Origin of the sequence: Thermanaerothrix sp. (assembly GCA_026417795.1) — a bacterium.
In the GTDB taxonomy this organism is placed as follows: Bacteria; Synergistota; Synergistia; order Synergistales; family Synergistaceae; genus Thermanaerovibrio.
In genome coordinates this window covers 1-22,404 of record JAOACP010000020.1, presented here as the reverse complement: position 1 = coordinate 22,404, position 22,404 = coordinate 1, and the positions used below count along the sequence as shown (strand labels likewise).

Here is a 22,404-nt window from a genome sequence, read left to right as displayed (position 1 = left end):
ATAATAGGCCTTCGGCTTTTTGATCCCTAGGAGAGGGGGAGTGTCTTAGCATGGATGATATGGACAACAGGGAGTTCGTTGAAGAGGTGGAGTCTGAGCAGGTCTCTGGCGCTTCCGGCAAGGTAAGGATATCCGAGGACGTGGTGGCCCAGATAGCGGTGAAGGCCCTTAGCGGCGTTGAGGGGGTGCGTCCTGCAAGCCCTGGGCTTATGGCCAACCTAAGGCTTGGCAGGAAGGCCACTAACGGCGTGAGGATCCTCCTCTCCGAGGGGGAGTTCCCGGAGGTTCAGGTGGATGCCTACGTGGCGGTTCGCTATGGTCTTAGGATTCCCGATGTTTGTTGGGATGTTCAGGAGGCCATAAAGGAACAGGTGGAGCGTTATACGGGCTATACCGTAAGGGCGGTCAACGTTTTCGTTCAGGGTATAACCTTCCAGGAGAAGCGAGACGACGAAGGTTATGAGGAGGCACCCTCCTTTGTAGAGGAGGATTGACCCTTAGATTCGTCGCTTCCCGGCCTTCCAAGCCCATGGAAGGCCGGTTTTTTGTTAGTTGATAACTTTGTGCCGCGAAATGATACTTAGGATTAGGCTTATCTGGCATTAGCCCGTTGGACGGGTGAGGGAGATGTTGGATTTTTGGCTTGGGGTTGTGGTGGCTTGGGGTTTTCCGGCTCTGCTTCTGGTCTTTGGGGGGTGTTCGTACGATGATGTACCTTTGGAAGTCCAACAAGCTTGGTAAGATATGGTTAGATGGTGACGGCATGCGGCGGCTTGTAGCCCTTCAGCTGCCGGGGGGATACGTTTGCCAAGAGGTTTCCTTCGTTGGGGATATGGACACCCTTAACATCTTCATAGGCTTCCCAGAAGGGGAGCCGCAAGAAAAGCTTGACAGGGTAGGTCGGCTTTTGGAATCCCGGTTTAAGCGATCCGGTATAAAGGTGGCCATCCACTGGGTGGAGCGAACTCAAGAGATCGAGCACGCATCTTGTCCAGTATGGCGGACTCCTATCGCTTGGGGCGCCGGGGCCTCCGCTCTGGTGGTGTTGGCCCAGTTGGGTTTTAAGGGTATAGCAAAAACCATAATCGCAGGAGGGCTTGCCTATGGGGTGGCTTGGCTTGCGTTGACCGATGACGGCAGGAAGTTGGTAGACTCGGTGATCAAAGAGGTGAAAAAGGGGAGATGAACAGGGAACTGCCCAAGAAGCGGCGAAGGGCCCGGGAGATTGCCCTGCAGTTGGGCTACTTAATGGACATGCGTCAGGACTTGCCCATAGAGAAGGTGTTGGCTTCTCTGCCGCTTGAAGAGGAGGAGCCGGAGGTCAGGGACTACGCGGCGGCCTTGGTGAGAGGGCTTTTTAAGGAGCGAGAGCTTTTGGAGGGGTTGCTCCGGGAACATTTGGTGGGATGGCGCCCCGAGAGGATGGTTTCCGTTGACCGGGTTCTCATAAGGCTGGCCCTGTTGGAGGGGCACGTGGAGAGGCTGGTCCCCTTCCCCGTGGCCATATCCGAGGCGGTGGAGCTGGCCAAGCTCTTTGGAACCGACGAATCAGGTAAGTTCGTCAACGGTGTACTGGGCCGGATGTTCAAGGATTTATCGAAAGAGGCATCCTCGGATGGGGAAGCTTGATGGGGATCGCGTCCTTGACGTGGACTCCCTTACCTACAGGATAAGGGAGGCCCTTAAGGTACGGGAGTTTCAAGACATCTTGGTTCAAGGCCAGATAGAGGGACTTAAACGGCACTCCAGCGGGCACGTCTACTTTACCCTTTTAGGCAAATCGTCCAGGATAAGCTGCGCCATGTTTCGTTCCAGCGCATCTTCTGTGTTGCATTGGCCGAATGATGGACAGGATGTGGCGGTGCGAGGCGGTTTGGGCCTATATCCCCCCAGGGGGGCTTATCAGCTGATCGTAAGCCGATTGTATCCTCTGGGGGTGGGTGACAGGGCAAGGCAGAAGGAGCTCCTCCAAAAGAAACTTGAGGAAGAAGGGCTTTTTGATGAGCGTTTGAAGAGACCTATCCCTGCGGTCCCCTCAAGGGTGGCGGTGATCACCTCTCCCACCGGAGCAGCCCTTCAAGATGTCATAAGGGTATCTGGAGAGAGGTTCCCTCAATGCCCCTTGCTCATAATACCCTCGGTGGTGCAGGGGGTGGAGGCCCCCGGTGCCATAGTCTCATCCCTTAGGAAGGCCTCGGCCATGGAGGATCTGTCCTGTGTCATGCTGGTCCGTGGAGGAGGATCAAGGGATGATCTGGATCCCTTTGACGATGAGGATGTGGCAAGGGCCATCAGGGCTTGTCCGTTTCCCGTGGTGACCGGGGTCGGCCATCAAGTGGACCTTACCATAGCAGACATGGCGGCGGACCTTTCCGCCCCCACCCCCTCCGGAGCGGCTGAGAGGGTCTTCCCGGACCGGAGGGATCTATTGATTCGTGTGGCCGGCAGCGTAAGGTTATCTAAATCATCGGTGCAACGACGCATAACAGTTCCGCAGGGAAAACTGTTAACCCTCAAAAACAACATGACCAGATCCATTCATTACTTGCTGGATGCCAACGGGGCTAAAGTTTCAGATCTCCTGCGGGCTTCTAAGTCTTCATTAAATTTAAGGGTAACGCGTCTTGAAGGGCTTCTTGGGTCTTTGGACGCCCGCATCAGGTCCCTGTCCCCTCTGTGGATCCTTGGCAGGGGATATGCAGAGGTGGAGGATATGGAGGGGCGCAAGATAGTTTCTGCCCAGGCCCTTGCGGTTGGGCAGCGGGTGGTCTTAAGGTTCAAGGATGGGGCGGTTTTAGGTGAGGTGATTGCGCCTTTGCCTTTGGGGGGTGACGTTGCGGATGCCTGATTCCTTTAGGTTTTCAATGGAAGATATGGCCTTGGAGATACTTGACCAGAGACTGATCCCGTTTCAGGTTAACTATTTAAAGTGTTTCAGTGCGGATCAGGTGGCCTCTGCCATAGTTTCCATGGCGGTTCGGGGAGCTCCCGCCATAGGCATAGCCGCGGCCTTTGGGGTGGCTTTGGATGCCATGGCTGGCAGGGATGTTGAGCGGGCCATAGGGGTATTGGGGGCCACAAGGCCTACTGCGGTGAACCTGTTTTGGGCCTTGGACCGAATGAAGGCCCATATGGATCTGCCCGCTAAGAGGCGGGGGGAGGCCATGTTAAAAGAAGCCCTTTCCATATGGGAAGAGGACGTGATGATAAACAAGGCCATAGGGGCCAACGGTTGCGCCCTTTTGCCCGATAGCGCCAAGATCATAACCCACTGCAACACCGGTTCCCTCGCCACCGGTGGATATGGCACGGCCCTTGGGGTAATAAGAGCTGCCGCCGAGGCCGGTAAGGACCTGGAGGTTTTTGTGGATGAAACTAGGCCAAGGTTTCAAGGGGCAAGGCTTACCGCCTTTGAACTGTTTTGTGAGGGTATAAAATTTACCGTGATTTGTGACTCCATGGCCCATTGGCTGATGCGGACCCTAAGGATTGATGCGGTGATAGTTGGGGCTGACAGGGTGGCCATGAACGGCGACGTGGCAAATAAAATAGGGACCTATTCATTGGCGGTTGGGGCCAGACATCATGGTGTTCCCTTCTACGTGGCGGCCCCCTCTTCAACCTTTGATCCTCGCTGCCCTTCCGGAGAAGCGATCCCCATAGAGGAAAGGTCCCCCGATGAGGTTAGGGTGCTGGGGGATGAGGCGCTGTTTCCCGAGGAATACCCGGTCTGGAATCCATCCTTTGATGTCACCCCTAATGATATGATATCCGCCATAATAACCGAGAAGGGGGTGCTGTATCCCCCCTATGGGGCCTCCATAAGCTCCATTCTTGGGTTGTAAGGTTGGGAATGACCCTGAAACATTGTTAAATCATTAAAACAAGGGGGAGTGGTTTAAATGAGCCAGGCGGATGCCCTGTCTTTGGCGGAGTCTGGGAGCAGGAAGATAGAGTGGGCTTGGAGGTACATGCCGGTGCTCAGGGCCCTGAGGGATCGTTACGCTTCCCCTTCCCCTTTGGCAGGACGAAAGCTGGCGTGTTGTCTGCACCTGGAGGCCAAGACCGCGTGTTTTCTTTTAACCCTTAAGGACCTTGGAGCCACCGTCTTTGCGGCGGGCAGCAACCCATTGTCCACCCAGGACGACGTCTGTGCCGCCCTTGTGGAGAGGGGGGTTGTGGTGCACAGCAGAAGGGGCATGTCCATGGAGGAGTACTCGGAGAACCTTAGGAAGTGTCTTAGGGAAGCTCCGGATTTCATAATAGACGATGGGGCCGATATGGTGTACATGCTTCACTCAGAGATGCCCGAGGTTCTCAGCGGTGTTTTGGGGGGCTGTGAGGAGACCACCACTGGCATAAAACGCCTCAGGGCCATGAATAAAGAGGGTATCCTCAGGATTCCCATGATAGCTGTCAACGATGCTCTGAGCAAATACCTCTTTGATAATCGGTATGGCACCGGTCAGTCGGTATGGGATGCCATATCGAGGCTTACCAATCGTGTTGTGGCCGGCAGCTGTGTGGTGGTGGTAGGCTACGGTTGGTGTGGCAAGGGAGTTGCCAAGCGGGCCCAGGGCCTTGGCGCCAGGGTCATCGTGGTGGAGGTGGACCCCCACAAGGCCTTAGAGGCCCATATGGACGGCTTTGGTGTGATGGATATGAAGGGTGCCTCCCGAGAGGGTGACTTCTTCATAACCGTCACCGGTAACGTTAATGTCATAAGGGGCGAACACTTTGCCCTCATGAAGAACGGGGCCATATTGGCTAACGCCGGCCACTTTGACGTGGAGGTCTCCCTGCCGGATCTTGAGAGGATGAGCCGCTCCGTGAAGAATTCCAGGGAGGGGGTAAGGACCTACGCCATGGAAGACGGCAGGGAGCTGCACCTGTTGGCGGAGGGGCGCCTTGTAAACCTTGCTGGAGGGGACGGCCATCCGGTGGAGATAATGGATTTGAGCTTCTCATCCCAGTTGCTGTCAGCGATGCATTTAATGGATAATCCTATGGACCCTGGACTTTATCCCATGCCCCTGGAGTTGGACGAGGAGATAGCCAGGATTAAGCTGCAAAGCCTTAACCTTTCCCTGGAGGAGCTCACTGACGAGCAGAGGGAATACCTCAACTCCTTTAGGGATTGATGCCGGAGGGGATTGGAGTGGGCTTGCTATTTAGGGACGTCATCATATGGGACCCGGAGATGCGGTCCCCCGTGAGGGGGGACCTGGTGGTCAATGACGGCAAGGTGGCCGGTGTATTTGAGACAGGAGAAGGGGAGGGAGATCTTCTCCTGGACGGCGGAGGTAACTTTGCGGTCTTGCCCGGTTTTGTTAACGCCCATACCCACGTGGCCATGGTTTTGTTACGTGGGCTGGGGGAGGAACTTCCCCTTATGGATTGGCTTAGGGAAAGGATATGGCCAGTGGAGGCCAAGCTTAAGGCGGAGCATGTCTTGAACGGCACTTTGCTTGCGGCCCTTGAGATGATATCCACCGGCACCGTGGCGTTTGGGGACATGTACTTCTTCATGGACCAGGTGGCGGAAGGAGCCCTCAAGAGCGGGCTTAAGGCGAACCTTTCCCGGGGTATCACCGGCGACGACCGCTCCAAACTGGAGGACGGGCTTTCGCTGGTTAGGGAGCTTAAGGGAAGAAGCGGTCTTGTGGGGTTCTTTGGCCCCCATGCCCCCTACACGGTTCCGCCAGACTTTCTAGCAGAGGTCGGAAGGTTGGCGATTGCGGAGGATGTGGGGGTCCACACCCATTGGCTTGAGACCATGTGGGAGGATAACTACATAAGGGAGGAGCTAAAGGTTGACCCGGTTGAGCTCTTGGCCCGAAGCGGGCTCTTTGAGGTTAAAAGCCTCATCCTGGCTCATGGGGTTTGGTTCAGGGAGGAGCACATGTCCTATTTGGCCCGGGATAACGTTACGGTGGTGCACAACCCGTCGAGCAACATGAAACTGGGAAGCGGCTTTGCGCCTTTAGCCCGCATGATTGAAAAGGGCGTCTGCGTAGCCCTGGGCACCGATGGAGCTGCCAGCAACAATCGTTTGGACATGTGGGGAGAGCTGCGCATGGCGGCCCTCATACACAAGGGAGCAGGAAAGGATCCCACCGCCATATCCGCAAGGGAGGCCTTGCGGATGGCCACCCGGAACGGAGCTTTGGCTTTGGGTTTCCATGACGTGGGGCTTATAAGAGAGGGGTTCTCCGCGGACCTTATGGTGGTGGACCTAAGGGGCCCCCATTACATGGGGGTGTCGGAGAAAACCCTCCCTGAGTACCTGGTCTATGCCGGTTCCTCCGCGGATGTGCACATGGTGATGGTGGGAGGCCGTGTGCTATACCAGGAGGGTAGGTTCCCGCACCTGAACCAAGAGAAGATAATACAGAAGGCGCTGCGAAGCCGGGAGGAGCTTTTAAAGGGGTGATCCACCTCTTGTGGTTGAAACCGGCGGCGTTGATCTTGTAGGTTGATTTTTTAGATTAAATAAATGGGGGTATGGCCGTTGAAGTGGCGATCCGCTGCAGAATTAAGGGAGATGTTCCTATCCTTCTTTGAGGAAAAGGGTTGTGCCAGGTACCCAAGTGCTTCGCTCATACCCGACGATCCCACCCTTCTTTTTACCATAGCCGGCATGGTGCCCTTCAAGCCCTATTTCCTAGGTCTTAAGGCGCCGAACCACAGCCGCGTTACCACTGCCCAGAAGTGCATAAGGACCAACGACATAGATAACGTTGGCAGGACCGCCAGGCATCACACTTTCTTTGAGATGCTCGGCAATTTTAGTTTTGGCGATTACTTCAAGGGGGAGGTCATCCCGTGGGCGTGGGAGTTTCTCACCCAGCGGGTCGGCATGGAGCCGGACAGGATGTATGTAACCATATACAGGGATGACGACGAGGCGGAGTCCATCTGGATGAACTCCGTTGGCATCACAAAGGACAGGATCATCCGCATGGGGGAGGAAGATAACTTCTGGGCCGCCGGTCCCGTTGGTCCCTGTGGGCCCTGCTCCGAGATAATATACGACCAGGGGCCTGAGTTCTCCTGTGGTAAGCCCACCTGCGGGGTTGGATGTGACTGCGACAGGTACCTTGAGGTATGGAACCTGGTGTTCATGCAGTACAACAGGGACGAGGCAGGAAACCTCGCGCCACTTCCCAAGAAGAACATAGACACCGGCATGGGGCTTGAAAGGCTTGCTTCGGTGGTACAGCGGGTAAGGAGCGATTTTGAGACGAATCTCTTCAAACCCCTCATAGATAAGGCCTGTTCGCTTGGAGGTGTGTCATACGGCGCCTCTCCCAAGTCGGACCTTGCGGTGCGGGTCATATCCGACCACGTAAGAGCCGCCGCCTTCCTGGTGGCGGACGGTGTCCTTCCCTCCAACGAGGGGGCCGGCTATGTCTTAAGGCGGCTCATCAGGAGAGCGGTCCGCTTTGGCCGCTTGATAGGAATTGACGGGCCCTTCATAAAGGAGATCCTGCCGGTGGTGGAGCAGCTCATGGGGGATCCGTATTCTGAGTTGTTGGAGCACAGGGCCACCATCCACCAGGTCTTGGATCTTGAGGAAGGGCGCTTCTTGAAGACCCTGGAGCAGGGAAGCGTCCTTTTGGAGGATGAGATATCAAGGCTTAAGGCTGGGGGGGGTAGCACCTTCCCTGGGCAGGCGGCGTTTGAACTGTATGACACCTATGGCTTCCCCCTGGAGCTGACCGCGGAGATATGTGCGGAGCACGGTATGACAGTTGATTCCGTAGCCTTTGAGGAGGCCATGGAGCGCCAGCGAGAGATGGCTAGATCGGGCAGCAAGCACACCGCCTCCGCGGTCAAACGCACAGTTTACTCCGACGTTCTAGGCCATGGCAAGACCGTTTTCGCAGGCTATGAGGCCGAGGAAATGGACTCCACCGTGGTGGCCCTTGTGGTGGACGGGAAGGCCGTGGATCAAGCATCCGCCGGAGAGTCGGTGGAGGTTTTCCTTAAGGAGACCCCCTTCTATGGGGAGAAGGGGGGACAGGTTGGAGACACTGGCAGCATCCTATGGGAAGGCGGCCAGGCTCAGGTGGAGGACGCTCAATGTCCGATGGATGGGCTCATATCCCATAGGGCAACGATACTTAGTGGGTTGCTCAAGGTCGGACAGCAGGTTAAATGTCGTGTGGACTCAAAACGGCGGTGGTACATAAGGCGCCACCATACCGCCACGCACCTGCTGCACGAAGCCCTCTCAAGGGTCCTTGGGGGGCACGTAAGGCAGAGCGGGTCCTTGGTGGCGGAGGACATGCTTCGGTTTGACTTCAACCACTTTGCGCCCATGTCCTGGGATGAGATTGCTAGGGTGGAGGACATCATAAACGAGGTTGTGTTGATGGACCTTCCGGTTTCCACCCTGGAGACCGACTTGGATTCCGCCAGGGCCATGGGAGCGAGGGCGCTTTTTGACGAGAAGTACGGCGATACCGTCCGTGTGGTGTCGGTGAAGGACTTCTCCACTGAACTTTGCGGGGGGACGCACGTTCACTCCACCGGCCAGATAGGGCTCTTCAAGATCAAGCGGGAGGAGGGAATTGGCTCTGGGCTGAGACGGATAACCGCCACAGCTGGGATGGCCTCCATTCAGGGATATCGCAGGGCATTTGATGCCCTAAGGAGCGCCTCGTCCATTCTTGGGGTGGATCCCGAAGGTGTGCCCCAGAGGGTGGAGGAACTGGTTCGGGAGACGAGGGGGCTGGAAAAGGAACTTAAACAGCTTAGGCTGTCCCTAAGCGCCGGAGAGCTTGAGAGGGAGCTGTCAACCCCGTTGAACGTTAAGGGCGTACACGTGGTAACCTTCTTCACCGAGGGGGCCGATGCCGAAGCCCTGAGGGCCATGGGAGACATGGTGAAGGGCCGTTACCCCTTGTCAGTCTCTGTTATGGTCTCCAAGAACGATTCCAAGTTCCTGGTGGTGGTGATGGTCTCCGACGAGGCGGTTTCCAGGGGTGTTAAGGCCGGAGCGCTTATAAAGGAGCTGGGAGCCCTCTGGGGCTTCAACGCGGGAGGAAAGGCCAACACCGCGCAGGGAGGCGGGGTTTGGGGTCAGCAGGTGTCTTGCAGGGTGTCTTCGATCAAAGAGGATGTGGAGAAGATAATCGGAGGAATGATCAAAGGATGACCGTTGATTCCAAGGGAAGGATTATGGCCTTGGATCTCGGGGAGGTGCGGATTGGGGTCGCCTTGAGCGACCCCTCTCGCTGTTTTGCGTCTCCCCTGGAGGTCCTTAAGATGGAAGAGGGATGGCCCGCAAGGGTCAAGGAGCTCATCCAGCGGAATCAGGTATCCCTGGTGGTAGTGGGGCTGCCTAGGCGAACCGACGGAAGCTTAGGTCCTGAAGCCCTTAGGGTTGAGGCCTGGCTGGAGGAGCTGAAAGGTGTACTTGGGGATGTGGAAGTGGTCACGCTGGACGAGAGGTTTACCACCGCCATAGCCCAGAGGTTCCTCCTGGAGGCGGATATGCGAAGGGATAAGAGAAAGGGAAAGGTGGACAAGGTGGCCGCCGCGGTTTTGTTGCAAAGCTATCTTGACTCCAGGAGGGACGTTTAGTTGCTACCCGAAGGAGTTAAGCTTACCCCCATGCTTGAGCAGTACCTTTACTGGAAGGAGAAGTACAGGGACTACCTTCTTTTCTTCCGGATGGGTGATTTCTACGAGCTGTTCTTCGACGATGCCAAGGAGGCGTCCCGGCTTTTGGACATAGCCCTTACCGCCCGAGATCAGGATCGATCGATACCCATGGCGGGGGTGCCCCATCATTCGGTGGAGCAGTACCTGGCCAAGTTGGTGGAACAAGGGCGTAAGGTGGCCATTTGTGAGCAGGTCTCCGAACCAGATGGCAAGACGCTGGTTAAAAGGCAGGTGGTCCGCTTAGTGACCCCCGGGACCTTCGTGCCTTCGGAGGGATCCTTGGACGTCTATTTGGCGGCCTGTGAACCGGTTGGCGGGGAATGGGCCTTTGCGGTGATATCCCTTTCCACTGGCCAATTCGAGGCTGGCATGGTGTCCGCGTTGGAGATTCAGGGGGTGCTGTCTATCTATTCGCCCACGGAGGTTTTGGTTCCCAAGGGTAAGGTGCCCGACGATATGCCTTGGAGATGGGTTGAGAGGGAACTGGATCTCTTTTCCCCGGCGGCGAACGAGCTGTTGCTGAAGCAGCGCCTTGGGGTAGCCACACTGGAGGGGTTGGGGTTCCAAAGCGGGGATCCTGCCTTAGGTCCCGCGGGGGCGGTGCTTCGTTATGCGGAGGAAACCCAGTTCAGGTCAATAGGGCATATAAGGCCTCTTAAGCGGGTATGCCTTGGGAAGGGGCTAATGCTTGACCTCACATCCCAAAGGAACCTTGACCTTTTAGAACCCAGGGACTCCTCCCTGTTTTCTGTCCTTAATTTTTGCGTAACCCCTCTGGGCAAAAGGGTTTTGAGGGAGTGGATCCTGCATCCCCTTAACGATCCCGATGAGATAAACCTAAGACTTGATGCTGTTCAATCTTTGGTGGAGATCCCTTTGGTCTTAAGTGCCATTCGTTCTTCCCTTGGATCCGTGGGGGATGTGGAACGGGCGGTGTCGAGGCTCCACCTTGGAACCGGAGGCCCAAGGGACGCGGGACTGTGCCGCGACTTTGTGTCCGCCCTTCCGGAGGTTGCCGCCTGTGCTGACGTGCTTCCGGATAGGTGGCGCATAAAACCATCCAGCGCCTTGGAGGCCCTTAAGGTGACGTTGGATGCCGCTTTGGAGGATAGGCTGCCGAAGGACCTTTCTGAGGGCCCCGTTATCAGGCAAGGATACGACAGGGAGTTGGACGAGCTTCGCTCCTTCGTGGACGGCCACGAGGGCTGGCTTTCCGCCTTTGAGGAAAGGGAGAGGGAAAGAACCGGCATAAAGGGTCTTAAGGTGCGGTATAACAAGGTCTTTGGTTACTACATAGAGGTCAGCAAGTCCAATGTTGACAGGGTGCCCGATTACTACATAAGGCGCCAAACCCTGGTAAACGCCGAGAGGTTCGTAACCCAGGAGCTTCAGGAGTTTGAATCCAGGATGTCCAAGGCCTCCCTGGCGGTTAGCGTAAGGGAGGCCCAGGTATGGAACGATATTTTATCCAAGATACTTGATGCTACCCCTGAGATTCAGTCCCTGTCAGTGCTGGTGGGAGAGTTGGATTGTCTTCAGAGCCTTGCCACCGCGGCGGTGGAGAGGGGTTATTCCAGGCCTCAGGTGGACCTTGGAGACGTGTTTCATCTCAAGGATGCCAGGCATCCGGTTGTGGAGGCTGCATTGCATCCTGAGCCCTTTACCCCTAACGACATGTATTTGGACGGTGGAGCCAGGCGCATGATCCTTTTGACCGGGCCCAACATGGCAGGCAAGTCGACCTACCTTAGGATGGGGGCTCTCATTGCGATAATGGCCCAGATGGGTTCCTTTGTCCCCGCAAGCCATGCCAGGGTGGGGTGTTTTAGCAGGATATATACCAGGATAGGTGCCAGGGACGATCTGGTGAGGGGCCAGAGCACCTTCATGGTTGAGATGGTGGAGACCGCACAGATATTGAACGGCTTGGGGCCCAGGAGCCTTGTGATATTGGACGAGATAGGCAGGGGGACGTCCACCGACGACGGGATGAGCATAGCTTGGGCGGTGATGGAGTATCTGCATCACAGGTCCGATGTTGGGGTGAAGGTCCTATTTGCCACCCACTATCATGAGCTGACGGTCCTTGCGGAGCAGCTCCCGGGGGTTAGCAACTGGAGCGTTGCGGTGGAGGAGACCCCAAGGGGTGTGGTGTTTCTGCACCATGTGGTTCCAAGGCCCGCCGACAGGTCTTATGGGGTGGAGGTTGCAAGGTTGGCGGGGCTCCCGGAATCCGTTCTCCGGCGTTCCAGGGAGCTGCTGGAGATGTTTGAGGGAAGGCGTAAAAGGGATGTCGGAGCCGCTTTTGAGGTCCCTTCCGGGGCTGTACAGCTCTCGCTTTTTGATCCCCGGGTGGACGGTATTATAGAGGAGTTGGCGGCCTGTGATCCGGATAACATGACCCCCCTTCAGGGGTTGGAGAAGATATATGATCTCAGGAGGAGGGCTTTGGACATACTAAGGGGTGGGGGGGATAAACCGCGTGGTAAGGATTGAACACCTGCCCCAGGAAGTACGGGAGAAGATAGCCGCCGGAGAGGTAATAGAGAGGCCGTTGTCTGTGGTAAAAGAGCTGGTGGAGAATTCCATTGACGCTGGGGCGGGACGCATCAGCGTATCCTTGTCTCAGGGGGGGAAGAGTTGGATAGTTGTGGAGGACGATGGAAGGGGCATCCCCTTTGAAGACCTTCCAATGGCGGTTTTGCGTTATGCCACGAGCAAGATAAAGTCCCTGGATGACCTGTTTAACATAAGATCCCTGGGCTTTAGGGGAGAGGCCTTGGCCAGCATCGGTGCGGTAAGCCGCATGGAGATAAGGAGCCGTTTCCAAGGGGATGACGTGGGGGGGCTCATTCGGTGTGAAGGGGGCGAGGTGCTGGCTTGCCACAGACTTCCCTGTCAAGGGGGTACCACCGTAAGGGTGGAGGAGCTCTTCTACAACCTCCCGGCCAGGAGGAAGTTCTTGAGGGCCGCAGCCGCCGAGACCCGCAGGATAAGCCAGTTTATCCAGGAGGTTAGCTTGGTTTGGCATGACCGGTGGTTTACCTTGGCGTCCGATGGCAGGCGAATCCTTGATCGGAGGCCGACGGGGTCCCAACGGGAGGCGGTTAAGGCCCTGTGGGGGGGCGATCCCAGGGAAGGCTTTGCGGAGATGGATGGGGTTAAATGCTTGGCCTTTTGGAGCGGCCATGGTGAGGGCCGTGGCGGCATGGTGATGTTTGTGAATCAAAGGCGGATATGGGATACCGGCATAAGGGCGGCGATTCAGGGAGCTGTAGGTTCCGCCAAGGGAGAGTGGGTTGTCTTCATAGACATTCCTCCGGAGGATGTGGATGTTAACGTCCATCCCACCAAGGGGGAGGTGCGCTTTAAAAGGCCGAGGGACATCTTCAACGTCGTTTATGGAGCTGCTCAGTCCGCTGTTGGAACCGCAGTGTCGGTAAATGGCCGCCGTTTTAACGTTGCTCAGCTAAGCCATGGGATAATGGGTTCCCTAAGGCAAGCGGATCTTGCCCCCTTTCAGAGGGGGGAAAGCTCTGAGCCCTCTGGCCTCGGTTGGGATACGAAAGACCCTAGTTCCGATGTCTTAGGGAAAGGTTTTATCGTCCCTGAAGGTGATGAAACGCCCACTGGTTCCATCGGGGGCAATGGCTTTGGAGTGGATGGTCCGTTGGATGTGTCTTACATCGGAAAGACCTCCCGAGGGTACCTGTTATATGATCTTCCCCGGGGGGTTCTCTTCCTGGATCCCCATGCGGCGGAGGAGAGGATAACCTTCGAGCGGATAGTCAATGGATCCTACGGGGGGACGCAGGTTTTAGCCTTCCCGGTTGAGGTGCCTTCCTCGGTGGCTTCGAAGGTGAAGCTCTACATGGGTGTATTGGAGCGCTTGGGATTTAGTTTTACTTTGGGGCAGCCTGAGACCCTTTGGTTGGAAGGCATTCCCCAATCCCTTTCCGCGTTCCATGTGTCCCCCGTGGAGTGGTTGCGCTGGGCGGTTTCAAGTGCGTCCAGTGATGACGGGAGGGATACGGAGGAGGGCCTTATTTTGCGGCGCATGGCGGAGAGGGCGTGTAAGCGTTCCATGAAGCTTGGCGAACTTGTAGATCCCGAAGGGGCTGTCCGGTTGATTAGGGAGCTGTTCCGGTGTGCTGTACCGCATAAGTGTCCCCATGGTAGGTCCACGTTTTTTGTAGTCCCCTGGGGCGACGTTGAGTCCAGGCTTGGGAGGTAAAATGAGAGATCGAGCCGTTGTTTTGCCAGCGATAATAGGTCCCACGGCGGTGGGAAAGACGGACTTTAGTTTGCTTCTTGCGGAAGAGTTGGGCGGGGAGATAATCTCCGTGGACTCAAGACAGATATATCGCTATCTGGACGTTGGGACAGACAAGGTTTCACCGGACGTTAGGCGCAAGATAATCCACCACTGCATAGATGTTGCGGATCCGGATCAGGTTTTCTCCGTGGCGGACTTCGTTAAGTGCGCTTCCGATGCGGTGGAAAGGATACTTAAGCGCCAGAGGGTGCCCATATTGGCGGGGGGCACGCCGTTCTACTTCAAGGCCCTTGAGGGTGGGGTTTTGTCGGATCTTCCGTCGGATATGAACGTTCGCCGTGCCATTGAGTTGGAGATGCAGGAGCGGGGCAGGGGCGCCATGTACGAGGAGCTTAAGTCGTTGGATCCCGATTCGGCGGCCCGCATAAATCCGAATGATTCTCATAGGATAGTCAGGGCGCTTGAGATATACAAAGCCAGCGGTAAACCCCCAACCTGGTGGTATCGGAATAACCCTCCTTCATCAGGCGGTTTCCGGATGATCTACATAGGGCTGAACAGGCCAAGAGATGAGCTGTATCGACGCATAGAGGAAAGGGTGAAGAAGCAGTTTCAATCGGGCTATCCGGAAGAGGTTCTTTGGCTCCTCTCGAACGGTTTTGACGAACGATTGCCGTCCATGCAGGGTTTTGGGTACAGGGAGTTGGTCGCCTGGGCCAAGGGGGAGATGACCTTTGAGGAAGCCATGGCGCTAGACGTGCGTTGCACCAAGGCATTTGCCAGGCGTCAGATGACGTGGTTTAAGCGGTTCCCTGTGTATCGCTGGTACGATCTTTCCTTGGTGTCCCCGGAAACGCTTCTTCAAGAGGTCCGGGGGGAGGTTCTGCGTCGGATGGAGGACGGGCTATGAAGGTCCTTGCGGCAAATCCAACGGGTCTTTGTTTCGGAGTCAGGAGGGCCATAGAGGCATTGGAGAGGGCCTTGGAGGAGCGTGGGCGGGTTTACTCCATAGGCAGTCCTATTCACAACCCCCAAGAGGTGGAGCGCCTTAAGGCTAGGGGGTTAGTTGTGGTGGATGATTTGGATGAGGTTCCCCCCGGTGTTCCCCTTTTCGTAAGGGCCCATGGCATAGCTCCAGCCCTGTTGGAGGAGGCGTTCCGGAAATGCGGGGAGGTAATAGATGGTACCTGCCCCTTCGTGAGGAAAGCTCAGGAGAGGGCTAGAGATCTCTCCGCAGAGGGATACCCGGTGGTCTTAGTGGGGGATGGGGAGCATCCAGAGGTCAGGGGGATACTGGGATTTGTGAAGGGATTTGCGGTGGTGGTGTCCGGAGACGGCGATCCTGCCCTTCCTAAGTTATCTAGCTTTGCCAAGGTGGGTGTTCTGAGCCAGACCACGCAAAAAATGGAAGTTTTTTCAAGCGTGGCCAAGGCTCTTGTGGGTATCGTTCCTGAGGTTAGAGTGTATAATACCATCTGTAGCGCCACCCTTGAGCGGCAGAGGGCGGTATGTGAGCTTGCGTCCATGGTGGATGGCATCCTGGTGATAGGCGGGAGGAACAGTGCCAACACCAGGAAGCTGGTTCAGATAGCGCAGGAGGCCGGGGCCTCGGTGTTGTGGATAGAGCATCCGGATGAGCTGGATCTGGGGTGGCTTAGAGGAAGGGGTTCCATCGGTTTGGCCGCCGGCGGGAGCACGCCGGACTGGTTAATCCGGGAATTGATAGAAAGGCTTGAGAAACTGTAGGTCGCGAGGAGGATGGAGAGGTATGGTGGACGAGTCGATGATTAACAATTCCGGAGTGTGTGATCCGGAGCCTGAGACGATGGAGAGCATCATGGAGCAGATTGACTCCGTGAACATACATCGGGGCAGCGTTGTGGAGGGCACGGTGGTGGATGCCCGGGAGGACGGTTGGCTTGTGGACGTGGGTTACAAGTGCGAGGGCTTCTTGCCCCGGCGCGAGTGGACCCACCGGGCCATAGTTGAGAAGGTCGGGGAGCCCCAGATAGGGGATCGCATAAGGGTTCAGGTTACCAACGTGGGGCAGGGTGAGGAGGCCCAGCTTAACCTGAGCCGTTGGCGTTGTGAGTTCGATGAGCGTTGGAACGTACTGGAGGAGAAGCTGGCCCAATCGGATGTCATAGAGGTGGAAGGCATCCGGAAGGTGAAGGGCGGCCTTATAGTGGACTGCTGTGGCCTCGAGGGTTTTATCCCCATCTCCCATCTGGCAGAAGAGGGGCGTGGCATTAACCCCTCCAACCTGGTGGGCAAGACCTTCCCGGTCAAGTTGGTGGAGAAGGACCGCCGGAAGCGCCGCCTGGTTCTCTCCCGGCGCAGCATCCTCGAGGAGGAGCTCTCGTCGCTGCGGGAGGATTTCTACGCCAACGTTCACGAGGGTGACATCCTGGAGGGGGATGTGAGCAGCGTGACCTCCTTCGGCGTCTTCGTTAACCTTGGAGCCCTTGAGGGGCTGGTTCACGTGACCGAGCTGTCCTGGCAGAGGGGGGCCAAGGCCAAGGATATAGTTCAGAAGGGTGATAGGGTAAGGGTCAAGGTGATAGGCATAGACCGGGAGAACAACCGGATATCCCTGAGCCTTAAGCAGGCCCAGGAGGATCCGTGGGTTAACGTAACCTCCCGGTGGAGCGTTGGCCAAAGGACCAAGGGGATCGTCACCAACCTGGCGGACTTCGGTGCTTTTGTGGAGATAGAGCCTGGGGTTGAGGGGCTTATCCACATAGGTGACCTCAGCTGGAGCCGGGTGAAGCACCCCAAGGAAGTCCTCCGGAAGGGGCAGGAGGTTGAGGTGGTGATCCTTGAGGTGGACGGTGACCGCCGCAGGATAGGGTTGGGCTTCAAGCAGCTCAACGATCCCTGGAGCGGTGTTGCTGAGAAGTACTCCAAGGATCAGGTGGTTAACGTCAAGGTTGTGCGGCTGGCTGATTTTGGGGCCTTTGTGGAGCTGGAGGATGGGGTTGAGGGACTCATCCACATCTCCCAGCTGAGCCGTCAGAGGGTGGAGAAGCCTTCCGACGTCCTGAAGGAGGGACAGGAGGTACAGGCCAAGATATTGGAGGTTAACCCTGCGGAAAGGCGCATACGCTTGAGCTTGAGGGCCCTGGAGGAGGAACCGGTCCAGGAGCGCAAGGAGGAGAGGAAGCGCCGTCCTTCCAGGGAGGAGTCTCACGGTTCCTCAAAGCAGCTCTTCCCCCAGCAGGAGGAGTTCACCTTCACCATAGGAGATCACCTGAACCTTAATCAGTAATCATAGGATGGAGGTGCACGGGCCGGTCTTCGGACCGGCCCTTAAGCTCTAATCATGTCGCGTAATATTAAGGGAAATATAATGAAAATTAGGGTGTTCCCAGATCCGGTCTTGAGGGAGCCGGTGAGCCCGGTGGAGGACTTTGGGCCTGACCTGTCCGGACTTTTGGCTGACATGTGGGCCACCATGTATGCCAAGGACGGGGTGGGGCTTGCGGCGCCCCAGGTGGGCATATCCAAGAGTCTGGCGGTCATTGACTACCATGGGGATCGCTACGTTCTTATAAATCCTGAGGTCCTTGAGGCAGATGGCGACGAAGAAGGGGAAGAGGGGTGTCTTAGCTTCCCGGGCATCTTCGTGAAAGTTCATAGGCCCACCAGGATACGGGTGCGTTTTCAAGATGAGACCGGCAGTTTAAGGGAGATGGAGGTTCAAGGCTTCCTTGCCAGGGTGTTTTTGCACGAGATAGACCATCTCAAGGGTAAGCTTCTTATAGACCATGTCTCCCCCATGAGGCGGCATATTATAACATCCAAGCTTAAGAAGAGGTCCACGGAGGAGCTATGAACTGGGGAATCCTAAGCGCTGGTCCCTTTGGTGCTCTTTGGATTAATGGACTTGCGGATCTTGGGGTGTACCCTCAGTGGGTTCTTACCAAGCCCCCAAGGCCCGCCGGCAGAGGGTATAAGGAGAGGCCCACGGATGTTGAAGCAGCTTGTTCCCGGTTGGGGATAAGGGTGCTCCGGACATCCTCTCCCCTGGAGAGCGTCCGCTCCCTTGCTAACCAAGGGTTGGACGCCCTTTTTGTGGTGGATTGTTCGTTCTTCATCAGGGAGCCCTTGCTTAGCCTTCCAAGGTTTGGGTGTTTAAACCTTCATCCATCCCTTTTACCCCTTTTAAGGGGGGCCGCCCCTATCCAGCGGGCTCTTTGGATGGGGCTTAGGGAGACCGGCGTCACCTTGTTCCGGTTGGTGGAGGAGATGGACGCGGGGCCAGTGCTCATGCAGCGGCGAAGCATAATAGATGATTCCGATGATGCGGGAACCCTCATGGCCAAGCTGGCGTCGCTCTCCGCGGAGATGACCGCTGAGTTTCTAAAGGACCCCCATTCGTTCAGCCCGGTTCCTCAGGCGGGGGAACCCACTTATGCCCCAAAGATCAGCAACGAAGAGACCCGGGTTGATTGGCGAAAGGGGGCTTTTGAAATCCTTTGTATGATTAAGGCCCTTGCACCTCGCCCCGGGGCTTGGTCTACGGTCAACGGGAAACGGGTTAAGATCCTTAAGGCATCCATAGATCATCAGCTCCCCCCTGGCCTTGAGGCAGGAAATGGCTATTTAAGGGGTAAACTCCCGGTGGTGGCGTGCAACGACCAGCGGGGTCTTATCCTTTTGGAGGTACAGCCGGATGGGAAAAGGCCCATGTCAGGGGAGTCCTGGTTGGCTGGTTTAAGGTCCTACGAGGTGGACTGCCGTTGGGAGTGAGAGGTGATCTTCTTGTCCGATTCCAATCTGTCCGAGAGGTTCCTTCAAAGGGAGATGCTCTACGAAGGCAAGATAGTATCGGTGGCCAGGGATGAGGTTGAGCTGCCCAATGGAAGGACCACCTTCCGGGAGGTGGCTATTCATAGGCCGGCGGTTGCGGTTTTGCCGGTGTTGGACGATGGGCGAATACTGCTGATCCGCCAGTATCGTCATCCGCTCAAGAAGGTGATCTGGGAGATCCCCGCAGGACTTCTTGAGGAGGGAGAGGATCCAGTTGGGGCTGCTCAAAGGGAGCTCCGGGAGGAGACCGGCTGTAGGGTCGGTGTCCTGGAAAGGGGCCCTTCTTTTTTCCCCTCCCCCGGATTTTGTGATGAGGAGATTCACATATTCGTAGGCAAGGAACTGGTGCAAGATCCATTGGATTGCGATGACGATGAGTTCGTGAAGGTTCATGCGGTCACCGTGGAAGCTGCTTTAGGGATGGTCTCAAGTGGGGAGATATTGGATGGTAAGACGATCCTGGCCATCCTGTGGTTTGTAAATTCCATGAGGGATCTTTGCATTACAACTCCACCTGTAGGTGATTAAGGCCATGGTAGATGGCTTAAACTTTCCGATGGATCCCCGGATGGGGTCTTTCCTGGAATACCTGGCGTTGGAGAGAGGCTTAAGTGGTAACACCATCTCCGCGTACCGATTGGATCTCATTAAGTATGCCGATTTTTGCGCAAAAAGAGGCAGGGACGCCATCCCGCCGGATCCCGAAACGGTATCTCTGTTCCTCGTTGACCTTCAGCGGTTGGGCTATGCCAAGAGCTCGGTTCAGAGGGCTGGAGCTTGTATAAGGTCTTTAAGCCGTTTCCTCGGGGAGTGCGGGGAGGAGCCCGGCAAGGTGCCGATGCTGCCCTCCAAACCCTCTGCGATGCCTTCGATTCTGACAGAGGGGGAGGTTGCGCGGCTCCTTGAGGCCACGTCAGGAGAAGGGGTTTTGGACGTAAGGGACAGGGCTATAATAGAGTTGCTTTATGGGTGCGGTCTTAGGGCCTCAGAGCTGTGCGGGTTGTCCATGCGGGATTTGGACCTGTCCTCCGGTACCGTTCGTGTTTTTGGCAAGGGAGAAAAGGTTAGGGTGTTGCCTTTGGTTGGTGAGCCCCGCAAGGCCTTGGAGCGGTATCTTTCCATGCGGGGATCATCCGACGGCCCAGTCTTCCTTTCCAATGGGGGCAAGGGGCTTAAACGGGAGGATGTGTGGAAGATCATAAGACGCAGGGGAACGAAAGCCGGCATAGCTTCGTCGAGGCTTCACCCCCATGTGCTGCGCCATTCTTGTGCTACCCATCTTCTAAGGCACGGCATGGACCTGAGGGCCCTTCAGTGTCTTTTGGGGCACTCGTCGGTTAGGACCACCGAAGTATATACCCATTTCGACCTGGAACTCAGAGATGTCTATGACAGAAGTCATCCTAGATCGCAAGGGAGTTGATGCCAGTGACACCTAGGGACAAGGTTCTTGAGGCGCTTGGGACCCTTAAGAAGCTGGTTCCTTCCGCCCCCGACGTTGTGATGGTTTTGGGATCCGGGGTGGGGGACTTCGTTAAAATCTTGAAAGACCCGGTTTCCATACCCTATGAGGAGATCCCTTGGTGGCCCAGATCCACTGCTCCGGGGCACCAGGGGGTTTTGCGGATAGGCAACATTGACGGCCTTACCATTGGGGTTATGCAGGGTAGGGTTCATTACTATGAGGGGTATTCGATGGAAGAGGTGGTGTTCCCAGTCCGCGTCATGGGGGAATGGGGAACTGGGACGCTTGTTGTCACCAATGCCTCCGGCGGCATCGATACCTCTTACTCGCCGGGTCAGTGGGTGCTCATAGAGGACCACATAAACCTTATGGGGGCAAATCCTCTGATGGGTCCCAATGAGGATCGTTGGGGTGTAAGGTTCCCGGATATGACGGAGGCCTACGACAGGGTCTTGATGGACATGATGGAGCGGGCTGCATCCCGGGTTGGGGTTGTGATCGGCAGGGGGGTTTACGCCGCCATGCCGGGTCCTAGTTTTGAAACCCCTGCGGAGATAAGGATGCTGCAAAGGTTGGGTGCAACCTTGGTGGGAATGTCGACGGTGCCCGAGGTGATAGCCGCAAGACACATGGGGATGAGGGTTTTGGGCCTTTCGTGCGTGGCGAATTATGCGGCGGGGATTTCTAAGACCAAACTGACCCATGAAGAGGTCCTGTCGGAGGTATCGAGGGCCACCGTGGATCTATGTAAGCTTCTGCCTGCCTTTTTGGAGGTGATGAAGAGTGGGGTTTAACATCCTCAAATTCATCGAAGTGAAAAGGGATGGAGGGGAGCACTCCAGATCTGATATAGAGGGTTTTGTAAGGGGCCTCATGGACGGTTCGGTGAAGGACTATCAGGCTGCTGCCTGGCTGATGGGGGCCTTTATACGGGGGCTTACGGTGGAGGAGATGTCGTACCTAACCACCGCCCTTGCCCACTCTGGAGATGTGTTTAAACTTCCAGCGGTGGGTTTTTCTGTGGACAAACATAGCACCGGGGGAGTTGGTGATAAGGTTACCTTGGTTTTGGTCCCCCTGGTGGCATCCCTTGGAATTCCGGTGGCGAAGTTGAGCGGTCGGGGGCTTGGATTTACCGGAGGCACGGTGGACAAGCTGGAATCCATACCGGGGATGAACATGCACCTATCCATAGAGGATTTCAAGGCCCAGGTGACCCAGATAGGTTGTGCGGTAAGCGGCCACTCGCTTCAGCTTGCTCCTGCGGAGGGGAAGCTATACCACCTCAGGGACGTCACGTCCACGGTTCCTTCTATGGGGCTGATCGCCACCAGCATCGTCAGCAAGAAGATAGCTGGAGGTGCCGATGGCTTTGTGTTCGATGTGAAATGGGGACGTGGGGCTTTGATGGAAACCTACGAGGGTGCCACGGCCCTTGGAAGGCTCCTGGTGGATCTTTCTAGTTCCCTTGGGCATCCGAGCAGGGCGGTGCTTACCAGCATGGAGCAGCCCTTAGGTAGCTGGGTTGGCAACGCGGCGGAGGTGCGGGAGGCACTTGAGGTGCTTATGGGGCAGGGCCCCAGTTCAACAAGGGAGGTTTCCCTGTTGCTGGCCAGGGAGATGGTGCTTTTGGCTGGTAAAGCATCAAATCCCGATGAGGCCCTTGATATGTGCCGTCGCGCTTTGGATGATGGCTTGGCCCTTGAGAGGTTTGCCATGATGGTGGAGCGCCAGGGTGGAGACCCCCATGTTACCGACCCTTCCACCTGGGATCAATTGTTGCCTTTGGCGCCGGAGCGGGCCTGCGTGGTCTGCAGAGAAGAAGGTTTTATGGCCAGGATTGACACCAGGGCTATAGGGGAGGCCCTCCGGGCGCTGGGCGGCGGACGCATGCGGAAGGAAGATCCCATTGATCACGGGGTGGCCATAAAAGTTCACTGTTCGGTGGGGCAGGCGGTGAGCAGAGGAGATGTGTTGTTGGAGGTTCTAGGCAGGACTAAGGGATCTGCGGAGGAAGTCGCTGAGGCGCTCAGTGGTTCTTTGGCGGTTTCTAAAGACCCGGTAGACCCCATCCCCTTGGTGGGGGACATCCTTTATCCCCTATGTTGCCTCTCTTAAGAATCTAAACGAACGAGACGGGTTGCCTCATGTAAAAATCTAAACGAAGGCAGGGATCTTT

General features: G+C 56.4%; 20 protein-coding genes. All 20 read left to right on the top strand.

Annotated features, from left to right (window positions below; genetic code table 11):
• Positions 1–50 precede the first annotated feature (50 nt).
• The 20 genes from N2315_05730 to N2315_05635 all read left to right on the top strand — a co-directional run bounded on the left by N2315_05730 (position 51) and on the right by N2315_05635 (position 22,343).
• The gene (locus N2315_05730) at positions 51–494 is read left to right on the top strand and encodes an Asp23/Gls24 family envelope stress response protein (protein ID MCX7828693.1); all 444 of its coding nucleotides are present in this window, start codon (positions 51–53) and stop codon (positions 492–494) included.
• A 149-nt stretch (positions 495–643) separates the two neighbouring features.
• The gene (locus N2315_05725; GenBank protein MCX7828692.1) at positions 644–1,186 is read left to right on the top strand and encodes a hypothetical protein; all 543 of its coding nucleotides are present in this window, start codon (positions 644–646) and stop codon (positions 1,184–1,186) included.
• Entirely contained in the window at positions 1,183–1,629 is a 447-nt protein-coding gene (gene nusB / locus N2315_05720; protein ID MCX7828691.1) for a transcription antitermination factor NusB, read from the top strand. The genes N2315_05725 and nusB overlap by 4 nt, the downstream gene beginning before the upstream one ends.
• A complete protein-coding gene (gene xseA, locus N2315_05715; GenBank protein MCX7828690.1) occupies positions 1,616–2,848 on the top strand; it encodes an exodeoxyribonuclease VII large subunit in 1,233 nt (410 codons plus the stop codon). Before nusB ends, xseA begins: the two co-directional genes overlap by 14 nt.
• Positions 2,841–3,845, top strand: a complete 1,005-nt coding sequence (gene mtnA / locus N2315_05710) for an S-methyl-5-thioribose-1-phosphate isomerase (GenBank protein ID MCX7828689.1) — start codon at positions 2,841–2,843, stop codon at positions 3,843–3,845. Before xseA ends, mtnA begins: the two co-directional genes overlap by 8 nt.
• 57 nt (positions 3,846–3,902) lie before the next feature.
• Positions 3,903–5,141, top strand: coding sequence for an adenosylhomocysteinase (locus N2315_05705; GenBank protein MCX7828688.1), 1,239 nt, complete (start codon positions 3,903–3,905; stop codon positions 5,139–5,141).
• Positions 5,142–5,158: 17 nt separating this feature from the next.
• Positions 5,159–6,433 carry an amidohydrolase gene (locus N2315_05700; GenBank protein ID MCX7828687.1) on the top strand — a complete coding sequence of 425 codons (1,275 nt, stop codon included), beginning with the start codon at positions 5,159–5,161 and terminating at the stop codon, positions 6,431–6,433.
• A 78-nt stretch (positions 6,434–6,511) separates the two neighbouring features.
• Positions 6,512–9,163: an alanine--tRNA ligase gene (gene alaS, locus N2315_05695; GenBank protein MCX7828686.1), complete on the top strand. Its 2,652-nt coding sequence runs from the start codon at positions 6,512–6,514 to the stop codon at positions 9,161–9,163.
• Entirely contained in the window at positions 9,160–9,591 is a 432-nt protein-coding gene (ruvX, locus tag N2315_05690; GenBank protein ID MCX7828685.1) for a Holliday junction resolvase RuvX, read from the top strand. The genes alaS and ruvX overlap by 4 nt, the downstream gene beginning before the upstream one ends.
• The gene (gene mutS / locus N2315_05685) at positions 9,592–12,168 is read left to right on the top strand and encodes a DNA mismatch repair protein MutS (GenBank protein MCX7828684.1); all 2,577 of its coding nucleotides are present in this window, start codon (positions 9,592–9,594) and stop codon (positions 12,166–12,168) included.
• Entirely contained in the window at positions 12,155–13,906 is a 1,752-nt protein-coding gene (gene mutL, locus N2315_05680) for a DNA mismatch repair endonuclease MutL (GenBank protein MCX7828683.1), read from the top strand. Before mutS ends, mutL begins: the two co-directional genes overlap by 14 nt.
• A gap of 1 nt (position 13,907) precedes the next feature.
• A complete protein-coding gene (miaA, locus tag N2315_05675) occupies positions 13,908–14,858 on the top strand; it encodes a tRNA (adenosine(37)-N6)-dimethylallyltransferase MiaA (protein MCX7828682.1) in 951 nt (316 codons plus the stop codon).
• A complete protein-coding gene (ispH, locus tag N2315_05670) occupies positions 14,855–15,694 on the top strand; it encodes a 4-hydroxy-3-methylbut-2-enyl diphosphate reductase (protein MCX7828681.1) in 840 nt (279 codons plus the stop codon). The genes miaA and ispH overlap by 4 nt, the downstream gene beginning before the upstream one ends.
• A 22-nt stretch (positions 15,695–15,716) precedes the next feature.
• On the top strand, positions 15,717–17,216 hold the full coding sequence (locus tag N2315_05665) for a S1 RNA-binding domain-containing protein (protein MCX7828680.1): 1,500 nt from the start codon (positions 15,717–15,719) through the stop codon (positions 17,214–17,216).
• An 81-nt stretch (positions 17,217–17,297) separates the two neighbouring features.
• Entirely contained in the window at positions 17,298–17,783 is a 486-nt protein-coding gene (gene def, locus N2315_05660; protein ID MCX7828679.1) for a peptide deformylase, read from the top strand.
• Positions 17,780–18,700, top strand: coding sequence for a methionyl-tRNA formyltransferase (locus tag N2315_05655; protein MCX7828678.1), 921 nt, complete (start codon positions 17,780–17,782; stop codon positions 18,698–18,700). Before def ends, N2315_05655 begins: the two co-directional genes overlap by 4 nt.
• A gap of 12 nt (positions 18,701–18,712) precedes the next feature.
• Complete coding sequence (locus N2315_05650; protein MCX7828677.1) at positions 18,713–19,288, top strand: NUDIX hydrolase; 576 nt, start codon at positions 18,713–18,715, stop codon at positions 19,286–19,288.
• Positions 19,289–19,328: 40 nt separating this feature from the next.
• Complete coding sequence (locus N2315_05645) at positions 19,329–20,183, top strand: tyrosine-type recombinase/integrase (GenBank protein ID MCX7828676.1); 855 nt, start codon at positions 19,329–19,331, stop codon at positions 20,181–20,183.
• A 5-nt stretch (positions 20,184–20,188) separates the two neighbouring features.
• Positions 20,189–21,019 carry a purine-nucleoside phosphorylase gene (locus N2315_05640; GenBank protein MCX7828675.1) on the top strand — a complete coding sequence of 277 codons (831 nt, stop codon included), beginning with the start codon at positions 20,189–20,191 and terminating at the stop codon, positions 21,017–21,019.
• Entirely contained in the window at positions 21,009–22,343 is a 1,335-nt protein-coding gene (locus N2315_05635) for a thymidine phosphorylase (protein ID MCX7828674.1), read from the top strand. The genes N2315_05640 and N2315_05635 overlap by 11 nt, the downstream gene beginning before the upstream one ends.
• Positions 22,344–22,404: the final 61 nt, after the last annotated feature.